16 protein-coding genes are annotated in these 16,602 nt (G+C 34.5%); 3 read left to right on the top strand and 13 right to left on the bottom strand.

What is annotated here, in order from left to right; translation table 11 throughout:
- Window positions 1-7: 7 nt before the first annotated feature.
- From EHC72_RS11830 to tssD, 9 genes are all read right to left on the bottom strand, one after another.
- Window positions 8-487 (bottom strand): TlpA disulfide reductase family protein, encoded by a 480-nt coding sequence (locus EHC72_RS11830; RefSeq protein WP_131537907.1) that lies wholly within the window; start codon window positions 485-487, stop codon window positions 8-10.
- 7 nt (window positions 488-494) lie between these two features.
- Window positions 495-1,016 carry a C40 family peptidase gene (locus EHC72_RS11825; RefSeq protein WP_131537906.1) on the bottom strand — a complete coding sequence of 174 codons (522 nt, stop codon included), beginning with the start codon at window positions 1,014-1,016 and terminating at the stop codon, window positions 495-497.
- A 52-nt stretch (window positions 1,017-1,068) separates the two neighbouring features.
- The gene (gene mutS / locus EHC72_RS11820) at window positions 1,069-3,681 is read right to left on the bottom strand and encodes a DNA mismatch repair protein MutS (protein ID WP_131537905.1); all 2,613 of its coding nucleotides are present in this window, start codon (window positions 3,679-3,681) and stop codon (window positions 1,069-1,071) included.
- A gap of 146 nt (window positions 3,682-3,827) precedes the next feature.
- Complete coding sequence (locus EHC72_RS11815; protein ID WP_131537904.1) at window positions 3,828-4,166, bottom strand: DUF4280 domain-containing protein; 339 nt, start codon at window positions 4,164-4,166, stop codon at window positions 3,828-3,830.
- 65 nt (window positions 4,167-4,231) lie between these two features.
- On the bottom strand, window positions 4,232-4,795 hold the full coding sequence (locus EHC72_RS11810) for a hypothetical protein (protein ID WP_131537903.1): 564 nt from the start codon (window positions 4,793-4,795) through the stop codon (window positions 4,232-4,234).
- A gap of 156 nt (window positions 4,796-4,951) precedes the next feature.
- Complete coding sequence (locus tag EHC72_RS11805) at window positions 4,952-5,515, bottom strand: hypothetical protein (protein ID WP_131537902.1); 564 nt, start codon at window positions 5,513-5,515, stop codon at window positions 4,952-4,954.
- Between the two features lie 155 nt (window positions 5,516-5,670).
- A complete protein-coding gene (locus EHC72_RS11800; RefSeq protein ID WP_211660307.1) occupies window positions 5,671-6,342 on the bottom strand; it encodes a hypothetical protein in 672 nt (223 codons plus the stop codon).
- 11 nt (window positions 6,343-6,353) lie between these two features.
- A complete protein-coding gene (locus EHC72_RS11795; RefSeq protein WP_131537901.1) occupies window positions 6,354-9,683 on the bottom strand; it encodes a phage baseplate assembly protein V in 3,330 nt (1,109 codons plus the stop codon).
- 225 nt (window positions 9,684-9,908) lie between these two features.
- Window positions 9,909-10,313 (bottom strand): type VI secretion system tube protein TssD, encoded by a 405-nt coding sequence (gene tssD, locus EHC72_RS11790; protein WP_131537900.1) that lies wholly within the window; start codon window positions 10,311-10,313, stop codon window positions 9,909-9,911.
- A 326-nt stretch (window positions 10,314-10,639) separates the two neighbouring features.
- Between tssD and EHC72_RS11785 the strand changes: the two genes are divergently transcribed.
- The gene (locus EHC72_RS11785) at window positions 10,640-10,954 is read left to right on the top strand and encodes an HPF/RaiA family ribosome-associated protein (protein ID WP_131537899.1); all 315 of its coding nucleotides are present in this window, start codon (window positions 10,640-10,642) and stop codon (window positions 10,952-10,954) included.
- 85 nt (window positions 10,955-11,039) lie between these two features.
- On the opposite strand, the gene EHC72_RS11780 is transcribed toward EHC72_RS11785, so the two are convergent.
- The 4 genes from EHC72_RS11780 to EHC72_RS11765 all read right to left on the bottom strand — a co-directional run bounded on the left by EHC72_RS11780 (window position 11,040) and on the right by EHC72_RS11765 (window position 14,634).
- Window positions 11,040-11,768 (bottom strand): menaquinone biosynthetic enzyme MqnA/MqnD family protein, encoded by a 729-nt coding sequence (locus EHC72_RS11780; RefSeq protein WP_131537898.1) that lies wholly within the window; start codon window positions 11,766-11,768, stop codon window positions 11,040-11,042.
- 88 nt (window positions 11,769-11,856) lie between these two features.
- Window positions 11,857-12,483, bottom strand: a complete 627-nt coding sequence (locus EHC72_RS11775; RefSeq protein ID WP_131537897.1) for a histidine phosphatase family protein — start codon at window positions 12,481-12,483, stop codon at window positions 11,857-11,859.
- Window positions 12,484-12,649: 166 nt separating this feature from the next.
- Window positions 12,650-13,843, bottom strand: a complete 1,194-nt coding sequence (gene mqnE / locus EHC72_RS11770; RefSeq protein WP_131537896.1) for an aminofutalosine synthase MqnE — start codon at window positions 13,841-13,843, stop codon at window positions 12,650-12,652.
- Window positions 13,844-14,139: 296 nt separating this feature from the next.
- On the bottom strand, window positions 14,140-14,634 hold the full coding sequence (locus EHC72_RS11765; RefSeq protein ID WP_233167034.1) for a hypothetical protein: 495 nt from the start codon (window positions 14,632-14,634) through the stop codon (window positions 14,140-14,142).
- A gap of 122 nt (window positions 14,635-14,756) precedes the next feature.
- On the opposite strand from EHC72_RS11765, the gene EHC72_RS11760 reads away from it, so the two are divergent.
- Both EHC72_RS11760 and EHC72_RS11755 read left to right on the top strand, forming a co-directional pair.
- A complete protein-coding gene (locus EHC72_RS11760) occupies window positions 14,757-15,872 on the top strand; it encodes a trans-sulfuration enzyme family protein (RefSeq protein ID WP_131537895.1) in 1,116 nt (371 codons plus the stop codon).
- Window positions 15,873-16,121: 249 nt separating this feature from the next.
- Complete coding sequence (locus tag EHC72_RS11755; protein ID WP_131537894.1) at window positions 16,122-16,490, top strand: hypothetical protein; 369 nt, start codon at window positions 16,122-16,124, stop codon at window positions 16,488-16,490.
- Window positions 16,491-16,602: the final 112 nt, after the last annotated feature.

The following is a 16,602-nucleotide window of genomic DNA, read 5'->3' as shown; positions in this document are numbered from 1 at the left end:
TAAGCAATTATTCCTTTTCTCGTTTTATGGCTAATAAAGTATTCTTTAACTCTTCTTCAGAAAATTCCTTTTCGAAAAATTGCCTCTTCTTTTTATAGACAAATAATGTTGCTGGAATACCGCCACTCCATTTTTTATCTATTCGCTGAATGTATTCTTGCTGATTCGACTCATTTAATAGAAAAACTTCCGATTGAAGTTTATTCGCTTCAACAAAAGGTATAACTGCTTTACTCAATTTCGATTTGAAATCTAAACTTACCAGCAAAACTTTTACTGGTTCATTCATATTAACTAAACGTAATTTTTCAAAATTAGGAAGTTCTGCAACGCATGGTGCACACCAGGTAGCCCAAAAGTTAACTACATAAGTAGTATCTTTTCCATTTTCGATTCGATGATTTAATTCATCTATAGTTAGTAGTTTAACTTGAGCACTTGAGGTATAAAATATTGCAGTTAAGACTAGTATATAAATTAGTTTCATAATCTAATTAAAGAGAACCCGATTTCACCATTGCTTTTTGATAGGCAGGTAAAGTTAAATCATCAACAATTACGCCTCTTGTGGTAGAGGCATGTACAAAAAAACCATTATTTAAATAAACCCCTACATGATCTACTGTGTTTCCGCCGAAAGAGAAAAAGATTAAATCTCCTTCTTGTAAGCTGCTAGCACTTTTTGATCGAATTACATTGGCTTGATCGCGAGAAATGCGAGGTAATGTTTTGCCATAAATTTCTTTTTCAAGTAATAAGGCAAAGCCAGAACAGTCTATTCCATTTTTATCTAAACCACCCAAACGATACCTAACCCCTGTCCAATCGGTAATGAAACGATAAAGTTGTTTGCTTTTTAGGTTAGACATGGCATCAGCTGCCTTTGATGCTTTTGTATCACTTTTAACTGTATACTTCCTTGATCCGCAAGATGATAGAAAAATCACAGCCAAAATCAGAAAAATGTAAGGACCGTGCTTAAAAGTAAAAGGTTTAGGGCTTAAAGTTATCTGCATTTTCTGAAATAAGTTATGGCAGCAATAGTAAAGTGCTCCGCTATTTGCCTTTCTAATTTTTTATCAATCTTTGAATTTCGTCTAGTTTTAATAATGCTTCTACTGGTGTTAACGCATTTACATCTAAATTATTGAGTGTATCGCGAATTTTAATCAATACTGGGTCATCTACAGCGAACATTTGCAATTGGTAAGCTTGATTTTGAACCTTCTTAATACTATCCTTAATACTCTGTCCTTCAGTTCTATCAATTTCCAATTTCTTTAAAATCTCATTGGCACGTTGAATTAATTTTGGTGGCATACCAGCCATTTTAGCTACATGAATACCAAAACTATGCTCGCTACCTCCAGGAATTAGCTTCCTTAAAAAGATCACTTTATTAGTCATTTCCTTTACAGATACATTAAAATTCTTAATGCGTGGCATTGTATTCGCCAACTCATTTAATTCGTGATAATGCGTAGCAAATAAAGTTTTAGGTCTAGAAGTTGGATGTTGATGCAAAAATTCAGCGATAGCCCAGGCAATTGAAATACCATCGTAAGTACTTGTACCACGACCTATTTCGTCTAAAAGAATTAAGCTATCATCAGAAATGTTATTCAAAATACTGGCCGTTTCATTCATTTCGACCATAAAAGTACTTTCTCCTGAAGAAATATTATCAGAAGCACCTACGCGGGTAAAAATCTTATCAACCAAACCAACTTCAGCTTCCTTTGCGGGGACAAAACAACCCATTTGTGACATCAGCACGATTAAAGCAGTTTGCCTTAAAATTGCCGACTTACCTGCCATGTTGGGGCCAGTAATCATAATAATCTGCTGACTTTCTGTATCCAGATAAACATCATTGGTAATATATTCTTGGCCTACAGGCAATTGTTTTTCAATTACCGGATGGCGACCACCTTTAATATCAAGCACTTTAGTTGCGCTCATTTTAGGCTTAGAATAATGATTTTTAACTGCGAGATTTGCAAAACAAAGCAGGCAATCTAATTGTGCAATTAAAAAAGAATTCAGTTGTATTGGTTTAATATAACCTGCTGTTTGGTACATCAAATCGTTATACAAGCGAATTTCTATTTGCTGTATTTTTTCTTCAGCACCTAAAATCTGATCTTCGTATTCTTTAAGTTCAGGTGTAATATATCGCTCTGCATTAACCAAAGTTTGTTTACGAATCCAACCTTCGGGCACCTTATCTTTATGGGTATGAGTTACTTCCAGGTAATAACCGAACACATTATTAAAGGCTATTTTTAATGAGGGAATTCCAGTAGCTTCCGCTTCGCGTTTCTGAATTTGCACTAAATAATCTTTACCACCGAATGCGATTTTACGCAAACGATCTAAATCTTCATCAATACCATCAGCAATAACATTTCCTTTAATTAATAAAGCAGGAGGATCTGGCTGTAATTCTCTTTCTATCTTTTCGCGAATGGCGATACATGGATTTAACTGATCGGCTAGCTTAATAAGAAAAGGATTTTTAGATGCTGCGCCTAAGTTTTTAACTGCTTCAATGTGTGTTAAAGCTCTTTTAAGCTGTGTTAATTCCCTTGGTCCAACACGTTGCAAACCAACTTTAGAAATTAGTCTTTCTAAATCACCAATTTGCTTAATATGGGATAAAAATTCTTGCTGAAGTTCGTCATGTTTCACAAAAAAATCAACCATTCCTAAGCGTTCTTCAATAGGTTTAAGTTCCTTCAAAGGCATAATAATCCATTTTTGAAGTAAACGAGCACCCATCGGCGTAGAAGTATGATCCAAAATATCGAACAAGGTAACCGCGTTATCGTTTGCTGAGTTTACCAACTCCAGGTTGCGAATTGTAAAACGATCCAACCACATGTATTTATCCTCTTCTATACGGCTAATCGAGGTAATATGCTGTAGGTTACGGTGTTCGGTTTCACCTAAATAATGTAACACCACGCCAGCAGCTACAATACCACTTTGCAAACGATCAATACCAAAGCCCTTAAGTGAGGCAACATCAAAATGTTTGGTTAGCGTTTCATTTCCGTAATCGGAAGTAAAAGGCCATTCATCTAATCCAAAAGTATAAAAGCGATCTCCAAACTGCTCCGTAAAAACCTGGCGTTTAGATTTTTGAAATATAACTTCTGATGGTTTGAAACCTTGCAAAAGTTTATCAATATAATCACTATTGCCTTGAGCGATTAAAAATTCGCCTGTAGAAATATCTAAAAAAGAAACGCCTATTTGCGTTTTATCGAAATAAACAGCTGCTAAATAATTGTTTGATTTTTGATTTACAATATTATCACCGTAAGCCACACCTGGCGTTACCAATTCGGTTACACCGCGTTTTACAATGGTTTTGGTTGCTTTTGGATCTTCTAACTGATCGCAAATAGCAACCCTTTGCCCTGCTCTAACTAGTTTTGATAAATAGTTATCTAACGAATGATGAGGAAAGCCTGCAAGCTCAAGAGCGCCCCCGTTAGGTCCGGTTCCTCTTCTGGTTAATACAATGCCTAAAATCTGGGATGTTTTAACGGCATCTTCGCCAAAGGTTTCATAAAAATCACCTACTCTAAATAATAATAATGCACCAGGATACTTTGCCTTAATAGCATTATATTGTTGCATTAATGGGGTTTCTTTATTCGTGTCTTTAGCCAAAACTGAAATTAATTTACAAAAGCCATAAAGATAACAGGTTTAATGGTTGTATAAAGATTTTGTTGAAAAGTTAAAAGATTGTGGACGAAAAAACAGATTGTTTTGGATAAAAAATTAGCAGATTATAATAAATTAGTTAAGACACCTTACTCTGCATTATGTTTCTCCTCGTGCCCCTTATCTTGTATAACTATTTTACCACCAATACTACATTGACAGCTTGAATTTTCTGTCAATATTTTAAGGTTATTTATGTTGTCCTTTTCTGTTGGATTTTCCCACTTAGTAATATTAGGCAAACACTTACCTCGAGTTACACTACAAATGCCAAAATTTGGAATATTTATCTCCGCATTTTTATCATTTTCTGTTGCTACAAGTTTATTATCTGCTTTTGAGAAATTTTGACTTGTTACTTTTAGCTGACTAGTTTTTACACCTTTATCACATAGTAGTAAGGCCGTTTCAGTTATTTTTTGAGGCATCGTTTTATATTTCTATTAAATTGTTTTTTCAAATGGCTGTCTAATAACTAATCTGATAGAAAATATTAATTATTGATATAGCCTCTTTCTATCTTTTCAACCACGACACCTGTATTACCATTTAACTTTATAGTTTCAATTACATCTGATCTTTTTAACCAATCTATTTCCCACCAACTAACATTATCCATTAAGAGTGAATAACCTCTTCTAATCGCTGTATGAAAACCTGTACTTTGCAAAATAGGTCCTTTCTTAACTTCGATGTGCTCTCGTTCACAAAATTTCAATATATCTTCAAAAGTGAACTTATAATATTTATCGTAGTTCGTTTCTTTAATTAGCTGCCCATTCTCATTAAATTCATACCAAATGCCTTTTCTGAAATCGCCAGCATTAAAAACCAACCCCTTACCCTCAATTTTATTATTTTTAAAATATCCTTTTACTATTTTAAAGTAAGAATTAGAAGGTGTTTCAAAATAAGCATTTCCAGATTTTGATTTTATTATTTCGATATAGGTTCCATCATTTAAAAACTCACTTGGGTAATCAGGGTTAAGTTTTAATAATCTATTGTATTTTTCAGAATCGAATATTTCAAACTTCTTATCTACTACTGGTATCATAAATTTTTTTGATCTATCCTGAGCTATGCATTGAATATTTAGTAAAACGACACAAAATAATAGGCAATGTTTATTGATTTTCATCATTGGGTTATAAATTAAAGCGTATTTTACATACATGCTATTATTAAAAACGTTAACCATTTATTTTAAAAATTAGTTATTGATATAACTTCTTTCTCTCTTTTCAACCACGACACCTGTATTACCATTTAACTTTATAGTTTCAATTAAATCTGATCTCTTCAACCAATCTATTTCCCACCAACTAACATTATCCATTAAGAGTGAATAACCCCTTCTAATCGCTGTATGAAAACCTGTACTTTGCAAAATAGGTCCTTTCTTAACTTCGATGTGCTCTCGTTCACAAAATTTCAGAATATCTTCGAAAGTGAACTTATAGTATTTATCATAGTCCATTCCTTTAATCAGCTGTCCATTCTCATTAAACTCGTACCAAATACCTTTTTGAAATGCAAACCAATTAAAAACTAAGCCTTTCATTTTTATATTGCCATTTTTATAGTACCCTTTAGATAAAGTAAAGTAAGAGTTTAGCGGGGTTTCTACATATCCTTTCCCATAATTTCCAGTATCCAATTCTACATAGGTACCATCTGATAAAAACTCTTCTAATGTAGAAGAGTTTTTATTTACTCTATTTTCATATTTAACTGAATCAAATTTTTCAAACTTCTTATCTACCACTGGTATCATAATCTTATGTATACTAACCTGAGCTATGCATTGAATATTTAGTAAAACGACACAAAATAATAGGCAATGTTTATTTATTTTCATCATTGGGTATAAATTAAAGCGTATTTTAAACACATGCTATTATTAAAAACGTTAACCATTTATTTTAAAAATTAGTTATTGATATAACTTCTTTCTCTCTTTTCAACCACGACACCTGTATTACCATTTAACTTTATAGTTTCAATTAAATCTGATCTCTTCAACCAATCTATTTCCCACCAACTAACATTTTCCATTAAGAGTGAATAACCTCTTCTAATCGCTGTATGAAAACCTGTGCTTTGCAAAATGGGTCCTTTCTTAACTTCAATATGCTCTCGTTCACAAAATTTCAGGATATCCTCGAAAGTGAACTTGTAGTGTTTATCGTAGTCCGTTTCTTTAATTAGCTGGCCATTTTCATTAAACTCATACCAAATGCCTTTTTGGAAACCATCAGCATTAAATCCTAATCCTTTTGCTTTGATATTGCCATTATTAAAATATGCTTTTGATATCATTAAATAAGAATTAGGTGCAGTTTCTAAGTAATTTTTACCTGCATTTGCAACGGTCATTTCGATATAGGTACCATCAGCTAAAAATTCGCTTTGGTAATGAGGATTTTTTTTAAATAACCTATTGTATCTTTCAGAATCGAATATTTCAAAATTTTTATCAATTGCGGGTATCATATTTTTTTGTGTATCATGGTTTAAATTATATGTTTTTTGTTGTGCTTTACATTGTATATTTAGTAAAATAATACAAGTTAGAAAGCAATGTTTAATTATCGTTTTCATACTGTTATTTTTTAAATTATGCTACTGTTTGCTTTCAGCCACTGCCAATGCCATAAAGAATAGCGTTCTTGAGGAATATGATGTGAATAATCCATTAAGTTTTCTGTTTTTTTATATTCGTAAGTAAACAGTGCATCGGAGTTCGCCTCTTTATTAGTGAATGAATGATGTAATTTAAAAGAGTGTAAAAATTCATGTGCAGCAGTTTGATCATTTTTACTTAGAAATAAAACCACCGATTTACCTGATGAATAACCATTTAAACCTTGTATTACTCCAGCAGAATCAACATAACCTCCATTCTCCCCTAAATAAATTGCTTTAAAATAATCATCATACTTATTCTCGCTGGCCGGATCTCCAGCCTTCAACCGGGCTTTTAAAAGATTATATAAATAATCTTCTAAGTTGGTAAAACCAGTTGGTGTAGGACTGCCTGAATAATATGCAGCTATCTGGTCATTTTTCACATATTTTGCACTAGGTTGAAAATTAATATCTGTTGATACATCTATGATTTCTGTAGATACATCAGTTTCTATTAAGGCTTGCCTCAAGTATTTCTCAAATAATTCTTTTTGCCCAATTAAATTTCCAGTTCTTCTTCCTCTAGTAGGCACAATTTCTGGCGTTATTACATTAATTAACAAAACTTTAGCTTTTTTTCTATTGGATTCATGATTAGCCCAAATATTAAGTTTTCCTGCCAGGAGTTTTTGTTCTATTCCTGCATTATCTTTTTTTATGGCATTAATAATTAAAGTTTGGTCAGAACTAAAATCATCTAAACATTCAATTGTAATGTGATCAATGTAGGCATGTTTTCCTTTTCCCTTTCCGCTAACATTAATTTCTTTCGGGCTAATAACGAAGTGAATATTATCCTCGAAACGCAATACATCTGGTTCTTCTTCAATATCTATAATCAAACTAAGCGTAGCTTTTGTATTTGAGAAACCTGTAGAAATTTCTATTGGGTTATTACCATTTTTATTGCCTAATGAAACAAAAGTATCTATTGTTTTCTCTTTACTGGGGTACAATGATAACCAGGAACAATAATATTCTTCGTTTATTACAGCCCCTGTCCCATCTTTTAAATCTGCGCCCGTAGCATCTTTTTTAGTTTTCCAAGGGATTATATGGATATTATAATCATTTTTCAGGCTGCTATACATTATATCATCCTTTTTAAAACTTCCACTATACTTATTTACATCAGTTTCTAATACAGTAAAGGTTGCATTAGTATATTGCTTAGCAACAATGTCCTCATAATTAGTATCCCCAAATACAACATTAGAACCAGTAATCAAGTTAGTATCCCCTTGTCTCATCCAATCAAAGCCAAAACCATCGCCTTTCCAATCTTTTTTAGGCCTAAAATGCACAATACATTTAGCTGTAATTTCTGGTTTAACGGTTTCATAAGCTATAGGATTATTTGAATGATGATTTCCATCTTTACCTTTTATCTCTACAAGACCTTTAGAATTTATGGTTGCATTTTCATCACTATGCAAAAACAATTTCTTTTGACCTGCTAAATAAATATCCGGGCTTTCAAATTTAATTTCCTGATTAGAATTAATTAATGCCTTGCCAGCCATTGTATGGTACATTTTGGAGACTAGCTGAGTTAGGAATGGTGTAGTAACAAGCATTTGTTTAATAACATTGAACATCGCTTTATTCCCTACATTAAACTGTAAGTTATTTTTCACATTAACATCCAGATTATTCCCCGCGTTAATCGTAATATTTTTCGGAGCGTTAACTTCTATATTACCAATCCCATCCATATACCAAGTATTTCCACTAGGGTCTTCTATGTAAATACTGCCTTTATTATCTGTATCATCCAGTTGTATTTTTGCGCCACTTCTTGTTATTATCGTTTTAAGGTGGTTTTTACCTCCACCACCAGCAGCTATTTTTCCATGAAAAGCAGAACCTGTAACAAACGGCCTGTCGGGGTTCCCGTTTTCAAAATCGACCATTACCTGGTCATTTATTTCAGGAACGAATACAAAGCCCCTGTTTTGCCCAACCAGGTTACTGCTTCCAGCATCAGGGCTTAAAACCCTGATCCAATCGGTAATTTGTTTTTCGTAACGCGATTTCTGGTCGTGAACCCAACCCATAAACTGAACCTGAACACGGCCCTGGTTTAGTGGGTCGGTATTGGCAACTACTTTAGCAAGCATCGGGAAGGTAACCGGTTGCTCAAAATCTAGTTTAGGTGGCGTTTCTGCACCCGCGGGTACCGCTTTGAAATGATTGCTGTACATGCCGTTGGCCTGGAGATCGTGCTCCGAATAAACAATCCGCATTTGCGGGTGGACTGAGCTTTCTCCTTGCCGCTTAAACTCAAAATCGACCAAAGTGCCAATGCCTAATCTAAAATTATTGGTTTCGGCTTCCATTAAATAAGATGATGCCACTTTTGAGGCTGCAAGAGCTTTCCCTTTTTCGGTTAATATTTCCTGATTGGCCTGAAAGGTTTGCATAGGTACCACACTTTCATTGCCATACAACCTTGCTGATCTTTTATAGGCATCCTGAGCGGTAGAACCGATGTTTCCGTTATAATCCTTGGCACTCTGTTTCATGGCAAGGTTGTCACTGGCATCATAATCGAAAAGCGCCGATTGTACCGGAACGGTGAGTAAAGACATGCTTACTTTGGTGCAATCGCTACCATAAATTAAGGGTATTGAAGCCTCATTTTTAGCGGCACCGAATACCAAACCTATACCATTGCAATAAATCCAGCTCCCGGTTGCATCTGCTAATCTTTTAAGGTAATTCCATGCGGTTTCGTTATACCTTGAAGTATACTCTAAAACGGGGTTAACTTTTAAGGTGTTAATCAGGTAGGTGCGCATACTTTCCATAGGTTTGCACACGGTATTTACCAGGGTAGCGAGGTTTTGAGTGGCAAAACTTTCGAAATGTTTGGCACCATCAAGCAAAATGGTAGGCGAAAGACCTTTTAATTCCAAAACCCCTTCGGCAAGTCCATCGTTAACAAGTTTTACCTCTGTAATAATAAATTTGTTTTGAAACGGATGATCATTAGGATCACTGCTATTAAAAATAGAAACCTCGGTAAGCCTGCCCAGCAGGGTTTGGGCATCTTCTATCACAAACAACCCAACTTCCTGAATTACTTCGTGCTTAAAGTGCATCACAAGCTCATTATGCTTGCCAATGTGCTGCTTTATATTGAGTTTAAGTATGGGGGATATTTTCTTATTATCAATATACACCTCACAACCCATTCGCTGGGGGAGTATTAAATCATTTACCGCCTTTTGAGCCGAACTTCCGAATGCCATAGATAAGAATTTATGGGCCAGCTAAAATAACGGTGCAATAAAAAATTACACAGTTTTAAACAGAGCGCCAGGTTAAAAACAAAATCGTAAACAGGATGTCGTAATTCCGGCATAGGGGAATTTGCCGGTAAAATGGGATGTAAAAAAGGGCAGCTACCCTTAGCTTTTTAGGACTGGCGGGATGCGCTGCCCTTTGGTTTGCTTACTTAAATAAAAGCAGAACGATTAAGTGTTCTGATCGAATGTAAGTTCGGCATTACCCTCTACTGTAGATTTTGGAGATAAAACGATAACCAGTTTGTAAGGTACTTCGTTTGCTGAGTTATAAACAGAAGAGTAATAAGTGATAGAACAATCTTTATAAGATGTTTCTACCAATTTACCTTCACCGTGTGTGCTGTACAAAGTTAACTTTGCATCAAAACGTTTGCGGCTGTTTGCAAATTTCTCAAAAATTGAAGTAGTATCGTCTTTGCCTTCTATGACAAATCTCGCATCTGCTTTGGTGGCAAATGCGGTTACCCTGTTCCATTGGTCTACAGGTTTAATGGATTCGAAGTTTGCTTCAAATACATTGTACTCCTTACCATCGATGGTAAGTCTTGCTAATTTTCCGGCATTTGTTGCCATAGTTTGAAAAAATTAAATGAAATTATTTAAAGAACTAGATCAATGATAATCAATACATTCCATTAATACAAATATTTTATAATACTTTTTAAAATAAATTAAAAATACATTTTATGTAGTAGTAAATTGTCATTATTAATTTCACAGTATCCTACAAATTAATTTCTTTAATTCAGTCACTCAAATAATATTACACACCTAGGTTAAGCCATGAGAAGCGCTTATTCAAGTATTATTCTATAAATTAATTATTCGAATAAAATTGCTTTCCAAAACTATTACACACCTAAATTGTTAGGTATATACAACCATTTAATTAAGATACTATGACGATTCAAATTAATGCAGATAACAATTTAAACCTTAAACAGGATTATAAGGATAAACTAAAGGATACATTGGCAAATGGTTTAAGCCGATACACCGATCATCTAACCCGCTTAGAGCTTCACCTTTCTGATGTTAATGGTAATAAAGATGCACAAAATGATAAGCGTTGTGTTTTGGAAGCCCGATTAGAAGGTAGACCACCTATAGCTGTAACCAGCTTAGATAATACTTATGACCAGGCTGTAAATGGTGCTATTTCTAAGTTAGATAGCAGCTTAAACACCATTATTGGCAAGATAAAAAATCACTAAAATTGTACTATATTGAAAAGGCTTCTGCTAAAAAACAGAAGCCTTTTTTGATTATTTATTTTTAGGCAGGGAAACGAAATAACGATTAATTAAGTTTCGAAATATAATCTAAAAACAAGTTCATTGCCTTCTTTCTATCTTCGGTAACTTCAAATTGAAGTTTATTATACAGATAATCTTCCAAATCAAAGTTTTCATTTTGAGGCAACTCTTGTAGCACTTCTTTACGATGATCTAGTCCAAATTTTAAAGCGGCATTAAACTCATCCTTAAAAGATTGTGGTATTTCTTTATTTGCAACCCATGCGGCGTACATAAAAGGCAATCCAGTAAAATTTTTCCACTCTTCGCCCATATCATATACATATGCATAATCGCCTTTTTTACCGAAGGTTCTATCTCCAATTAAAACAATAGCATCTGTTTCTGCAGATTGATCGGTTGTAAATTCTACCTCTTTTTTCCAGAAAAACTTTAATAAAACTTTGGCTAAGTTATTAGAAGTTCGTGAGTGTAAATCTAACTTTAAAGTACGGATTTCATTAACTGGAACGCTGCTAAAAATAAATACAGAATTTACGCCTCCGTCACTTCCTATACAATAATCGGCTACAATATTTGCATTAGGAACCAAAGGAATTGCGGCAACTGGCATTAAACCAATATCTACTTGACCGTTAATTACTTTAGCGGCACAATCTGAAGGGATATCTAAGCTTAAATCTATTTTATTAAGAATATCGGAATGTTCAATTCCATATATAAATGCTTTGGTATTGGTATAATTAACGGCCGAAATTTTAATCTTGTTCAATGTGTTAAATTTTATTTTTTGGAAGAATCCTAACTTATAGAACAGTTAATAAATTAAGATTCTTTCTAATAATTAAGGGATCAGAATTTTATGAAGGAATAACCAGTTGATCCAGATGCACAGTATTGTTAAAATCTATAATACTGAATTGACCATTTTCAAAACCAATTTTGTATAAAACTGTATTTTGGTGCGGAAATTCAGTCATTTCACTTAATGGTTTACCGGTTAGCAAGCAAAGGAAAACACGCATTGCTCTACCGTGCATGCAAAGTAAAATAGTTTTTTCATCAGGCTTGGAGGCTAAAATCTGTTTAGGTTCTTTTAAACGTTCGTATACATCCTGAACACTTTCTCCTCCTTCAAAATGAGCAGTATAATTTCCATTTTGCCAGCATTCAAGCATTTCTCTAAAAGCCTCTCTTGCAGCTTCGCTGTTTGGCTTGCCTTCCCAAATGCCCCAAGCAAGTTCATCCAAACCCGATAATTGCGCCCAAGGTAAACCAGAATCGATAAATTTTTGTACGGTTTGATGTGTACGTTTTAGCGTAGAAGTATATATTTTATCGAAACTAACATCTTTATAAGTTTGATAGAATGCCTCAGCTTGAGCTCGTCCCATATCATTCAAATCAGAGTTAATACCCCTGCCCTGCACAATGCCTTGTCTGTTCAATTCGGTTTCGCCATGGCGAATGATATATATTTCTTTCATTTATTAATGGTTGAATTTTGAATGAGTGAGTTAGAGAATGAATGAATTTTGAATGGTTGAATTTTGAATGAGTAAATGGTACAATCGGGGACTGAATGAATATTTAATTTATACCAAGCCATTCAAAATTCAATCAATCATTCATTTAATCAATCACGCAGTTAAATTAATTTACCACTGGTAATTTATAGTACTGCGGTTTTTTCTCTTCCTCAAAAACCACATTCTCAAAATCTGTAACCACGTTATAAAGCGTATCACGTTCTACCGCCTTTCTACCAACTTGTTTAATTAAATTAACCAGTTCTTGTGTACTCATTGCAGGCGTTTGTTCTTCTGCCCCAGCCATTGAATAAATTTTTGTGGTATCATCTAAAGTGCCATCAATATCATCAACACCATAGTTAAGTGATAGTTGTGCTGTTTCGCGACTAATCATGGCCCAATAAGCTTTAATGTGATCGAAATTATCCATGTAAATACGGGCAATGGCGTAATTCCTTAAATCTTCAATTACGGAAGATTCTGCAACATTAGACATTTGGTTGTGCTGATTTCTGAATTTAAGCGGGATAAATGTTTGGAAACCACCAGTTCTATCCTGCAACTCACGCAGTTTTTCCATATGATCTACTCGATGCCAAAACTGCTCAATATGTCCGTAAAGCATTGTTGCATTACTTCTCATACCCAATTTGTGCCATTCTTCATGTATGGCTAACCATTGTTCGCCAGTACATTTATCTTTAGCAATCAAATCTCTAACCTCTGAATGGAAAATTTCTGCACCACCGCCAGGCATTGATTCCAGTCCAGCTTCTTTCATCAACTTCATTCCGGTAGCATAATCAATTTTAGCTTTTTTAAAGATATAATGATATTCTACTGGCGTTAAAGCCTTAACATGAAGCTCAGGGCGGTGTTTTTTAATGGCTGTAAATAGCGCTGAATAAAATGCCACATCGTATTGCGGCAATACACCGCCAACGATATGCACTTCGGTAACAGGCTCATTATCGTATTTTTTTACAATATCAAGCATCTGATCCATTGTTAAAGCCCATCCTTCTTCTTTTTGCTTAATAAGTTTTGAATAAGAACAGAATTTACAATCGTAAACGCAAAGGTTTGTAGGTTCTAAGTGAAAATTACGATTAAAATAAGTTGTATCGCCGTGTTTCTTTTCTCTAATGAAATTGGCTAAAACGCCCAGATAACCTAATTCTGCATGTTCATAAAGATAAACGCCTTCATTAAATGTAATGCGCTCTCCGTGAAGAACTTTGTGTGCTATGTTTTGTAGTTCAGTTGATAATTTTGTATCAGCTAATATTTTTTCAACTTGCTCAGTTGTATTCATTCCTGATTTATTTTGAACAAAAATACAATAAACGGACGATTTGAAAATCATTTTCTTGTAACAAACGGTTTTACTCGCTCAAGAGACATAGTATTCTTTGCCACCGAAACGCGAAAGAACACGGATTAAAAAAACTTTTCTTGAATTAAGTGTTTCAACAGCTATATATTCAATGTGGAATTAAATTTGAACCAGAAACCCTTGCCTATCCTTTTAATCTGTGGCAAATTGTTTTAAACAAAAAAAGCACTCCTTTTCAGAAGTGCTTTAGGCATTATGTTTTTCACAGGTATTTTTTAATTTCCTTGTGGCGCAAATGTTAAAACAATATTTGCTGTTTTACCACCAAATTCTATTGGCGATTTTAAAACCATATTAGTGCTTGATAAATCACTCAATATTAAACGATAACCTTCAGTTACGTTTTTAGCTTTATCACCTTCGTATATCTTTTTAAACTGAAAAGTTTGATCTTTTGGTGCTGCAGACCAGAAAATAGTTTGCATTACAGAACCACAACTGCTTGATGCTGGTAAAGTGTAAGAGCCATTACCACTATTGGTTAAATGCCACGTACTACCTTGAAAACATTTGTATGATTTTTCTCCAAATAAGCCTTGTACTGCGCCGTCTGGTAAACCTTCTAAAGTTACGTTGGTTACAACCCAATCGCGAACGACTGTACCTCTGCTGCCTGTTACACCTGCAGTTACCCTTTTTGCAGTATTACAACTTTGTAACATTACCAGTGTTGAACATGCTATTGCAATAGCTATAAATAATCTTTTCATGTTGTTTATTTTTATTTTCGTCAAACTAAACACATAAATCTTGCCAAAACAAAAGACAATTAAAAATTATCATCAAATTATATAAATTGCAGCCATTAACAATATCCTTAAATTAAACTATTATGAAACCCGAAACCCTTGCTATACACGCTTCTAATCTAGTTAAAAGTGCAACTGGAGATGTAACCCCACCCATAAATTTATCAACTACTTTTTTTCGGGATGAAGATGGTGGCTATCCTGGTGGACATATGTATAGCAGGGTAAGCAATCCAAATCGTTCGGCTTTAGAAAACACAATTACTCAATTAGAATTTGGTGAAGATGCTGCTGCTTTTTCTTCAGGCAATACAGCCGGAATGGCACTATTTCAATCGCTTAAACCTGGCAGCCATATTATTGCTCCAGATGATATGTATTGGGGATTTAAAAAACAGCTGTTAAGTATTTTTACCGACATATTGGAATTTGATTTTATAGATCAAACTGATTTAAAACTGGTACAGGATTCAATAAAACCAAACACAAAATTAATATGGATTGAAACACCTTCTAATCCACTATTAAAGGTTACTGACATTGAAGAAATTGCAAAAATTGCAAAGAAAGCTCAAATTACATTTGCCTGCGACAGTACTTTTGCCTCGCCGATATTACAAAATCCGATTCTTTTAGGTGCTGATATAGTAATGCATAGCAGCACTAAATACCTTGGTGGCCACAGCGATATTTTAGGTGGTATTTTAGTTACAGCAAAAAAAGATGCACTTTGGGAAGTTATTAAAAATGTACAGCAAATTGGTGGTGCAGTGCCCTCTCCTTTTGATTGTTACTTGCTGAGCAGGAGTATTAAAACTTTAGCTTACAGAATGAAAGGTCATTGCGAAAACGGAAGAAAACTGGCTGATTTCCTTAAAAACCATCCGAAGGTAGATGATGTTTATTATCCTGGTTTAGCAAATCATCCACAACACGATATTGCTAAAAAACAAATGAAAGATTTTGGCGGTATGCTTTCTTTTTTAGTTAAAGGTGATGGCGAAACGGCCAAAAAAGTAGTCAATAAAGTTAAAATATTTGCACAGGCAACCAGCTTGGGTGGCGTAGAAAGTTTAATTGAGCATCGTGCATCTGTAGAGGGTCCTGATACTAAAACTCCAAAAACATTAATCCGTGTATCAGTGGGATTAGAGCATATTGATGATTTAATAGCAGATTTAGAACAAGCACTAGCATAGATAAAGGTAGCCGATTTACATTTAAATAAGGGCGCAAGAAAATTATCAAATCAAGGACACAAACTTTGTATCTAAACAGGATTGAAACGGCATCCCGATTTTTTCTATCGGATATAGTGCAAAGCAGGACTTCAATTGCCATGCACACCGTAGCGTTCATTTCCTAATACTAAAACTTGGCTTAACTGTTATTTGAACGAAGGCTAGAAGCAAATTATTTAGGAAATCATTGTCGGTAGCTTTTGGCTAATGAAGCCCTGCCCTTTGCTAAATCCCGATAGAAAAAATCGGGATGCCGCTGTTGGTCCCTTAGGTTTATTTAACGAGGAGCATCATTTACCCAACGAGGAGCATCATTTACCCGACGAGGAGCATCATTTAACCAACGAGGAGCATCATTTAACCAACGAGGAGCATCATTTAACCGACGAGGAGCATCATTTAACTAACGAGGAGCATCATTTAACCGACGAAGAGCATCATTTAACTAACGAGGAGCATCATTTACCCGACGAGGAGCATCATTTAACCAACGAGGAGCATCATTTAACCAACGAGGAGCATCATTTAACTAACGAGGAGCATCATTTAAGAATCGATGGAGGGTCTGTTCAATAAACTGTGTCAAAAAGAAAATTAATAACTTTAAACATAGGAATTATGTCAGATCAACAAGAAGAGCAGCACTTCAATTATAAAGCATTTGAAGATTCAGCTTTAGAGCAGCTAC

The organism is Pedobacter nototheniae (assembly GCF_004335085.1).
Lineage (GTDB): Bacteria > Bacteroidota > Bacteroidia > Sphingobacteriales > Sphingobacteriaceae > Pedobacter > Pedobacter nototheniae.
The sequence above is the reverse complement of the archived record's forward strand: the minus strand, read 5'-3'. Positions and strand labels throughout refer to the sequence as shown.

Bases quoted from the DNA above. Each gene is read 5' to 3' on its own strand.
- EHC72_RS11785 (WP_131537899.1), top strand. From the start codon at position 10,640: ATGACGATTCAAATTAATGCAGATAACAATTTAAACCTTAAACAGGAT.
- EHC72_RS11800 (WP_211660307.1), bottom strand. From the start codon at position 6,342: ATGAAAACGATAATTAAACATTGCTTTCTAACTTGTATTATTTTACTA.
- EHC72_RS11765 (WP_233167034.1), bottom strand. From the start codon at position 14,634: ATGAAAAGATTATTTATAGCTATTGCAATAGCATGTTCAACACTGGTA.
- tssD (WP_131537900.1), bottom strand. From the start codon at position 10,313: ATGGCAACAAATGCCGGAAAATTAGCAAGACTTACCATCGATGGTAAG.
- EHC72_RS11825 (WP_131537906.1), bottom strand. From the start codon at position 1,016: ATGCAGATAACTTTAAGCCCTAAACCTTTTACTTTTAAGCACGGTCCT.
- EHC72_RS11795 (WP_131537901.1), bottom strand. From the start codon at position 9,683: ATGGCATTCGGAAGTTCGGCTCAAAAGGCGGTAAATGATTTAATACTC.
- EHC72_RS11805 (WP_131537902.1), bottom strand. From the start codon at position 5,515: ATGATACCAGTGGTAGATAAGAAGTTTGAAAAATTTGATTCAGTTAAA.
- EHC72_RS11810 (WP_131537903.1), bottom strand. From the start codon at position 4,795: ATGATACCAGTAGTAGATAAGAAGTTTGAAATATTCGATTCTGAAAAA.
- EHC72_RS11755 (WP_131537894.1), top strand. From the start codon at position 16,122: ATGAAGCCCTGCCCTTTGCTAAATCCCGATAGAAAAAATCGGGATGCC.
- mqnE (WP_131537896.1), bottom strand. From the start codon at position 13,843: ATGAATACAACTGAGCAAGTTGAAAAAATATTAGCTGATACAAAATTA.
- EHC72_RS11775 (WP_131537897.1), bottom strand. From the start codon at position 12,483: ATGAAAGAAATATATATCATTCGCCATGGCGAAACCGAATTGAACAGA.
- EHC72_RS11830 (WP_131537907.1), bottom strand. From the start codon at position 487: ATGAAACTAATTTATATACTAGTCTTAACTGCAATATTTTATACCTCA.
- EHC72_RS11815 (WP_131537904.1), bottom strand. From the start codon at position 4,166: ATGCCTCAAAAAATAACTGAAACGGCCTTACTACTATGTGATAAAGGT.
- EHC72_RS11760 (WP_131537895.1), top strand. From the start codon at position 14,757: ATGAAACCCGAAACCCTTGCTATACACGCTTCTAATCTAGTTAAAAGT.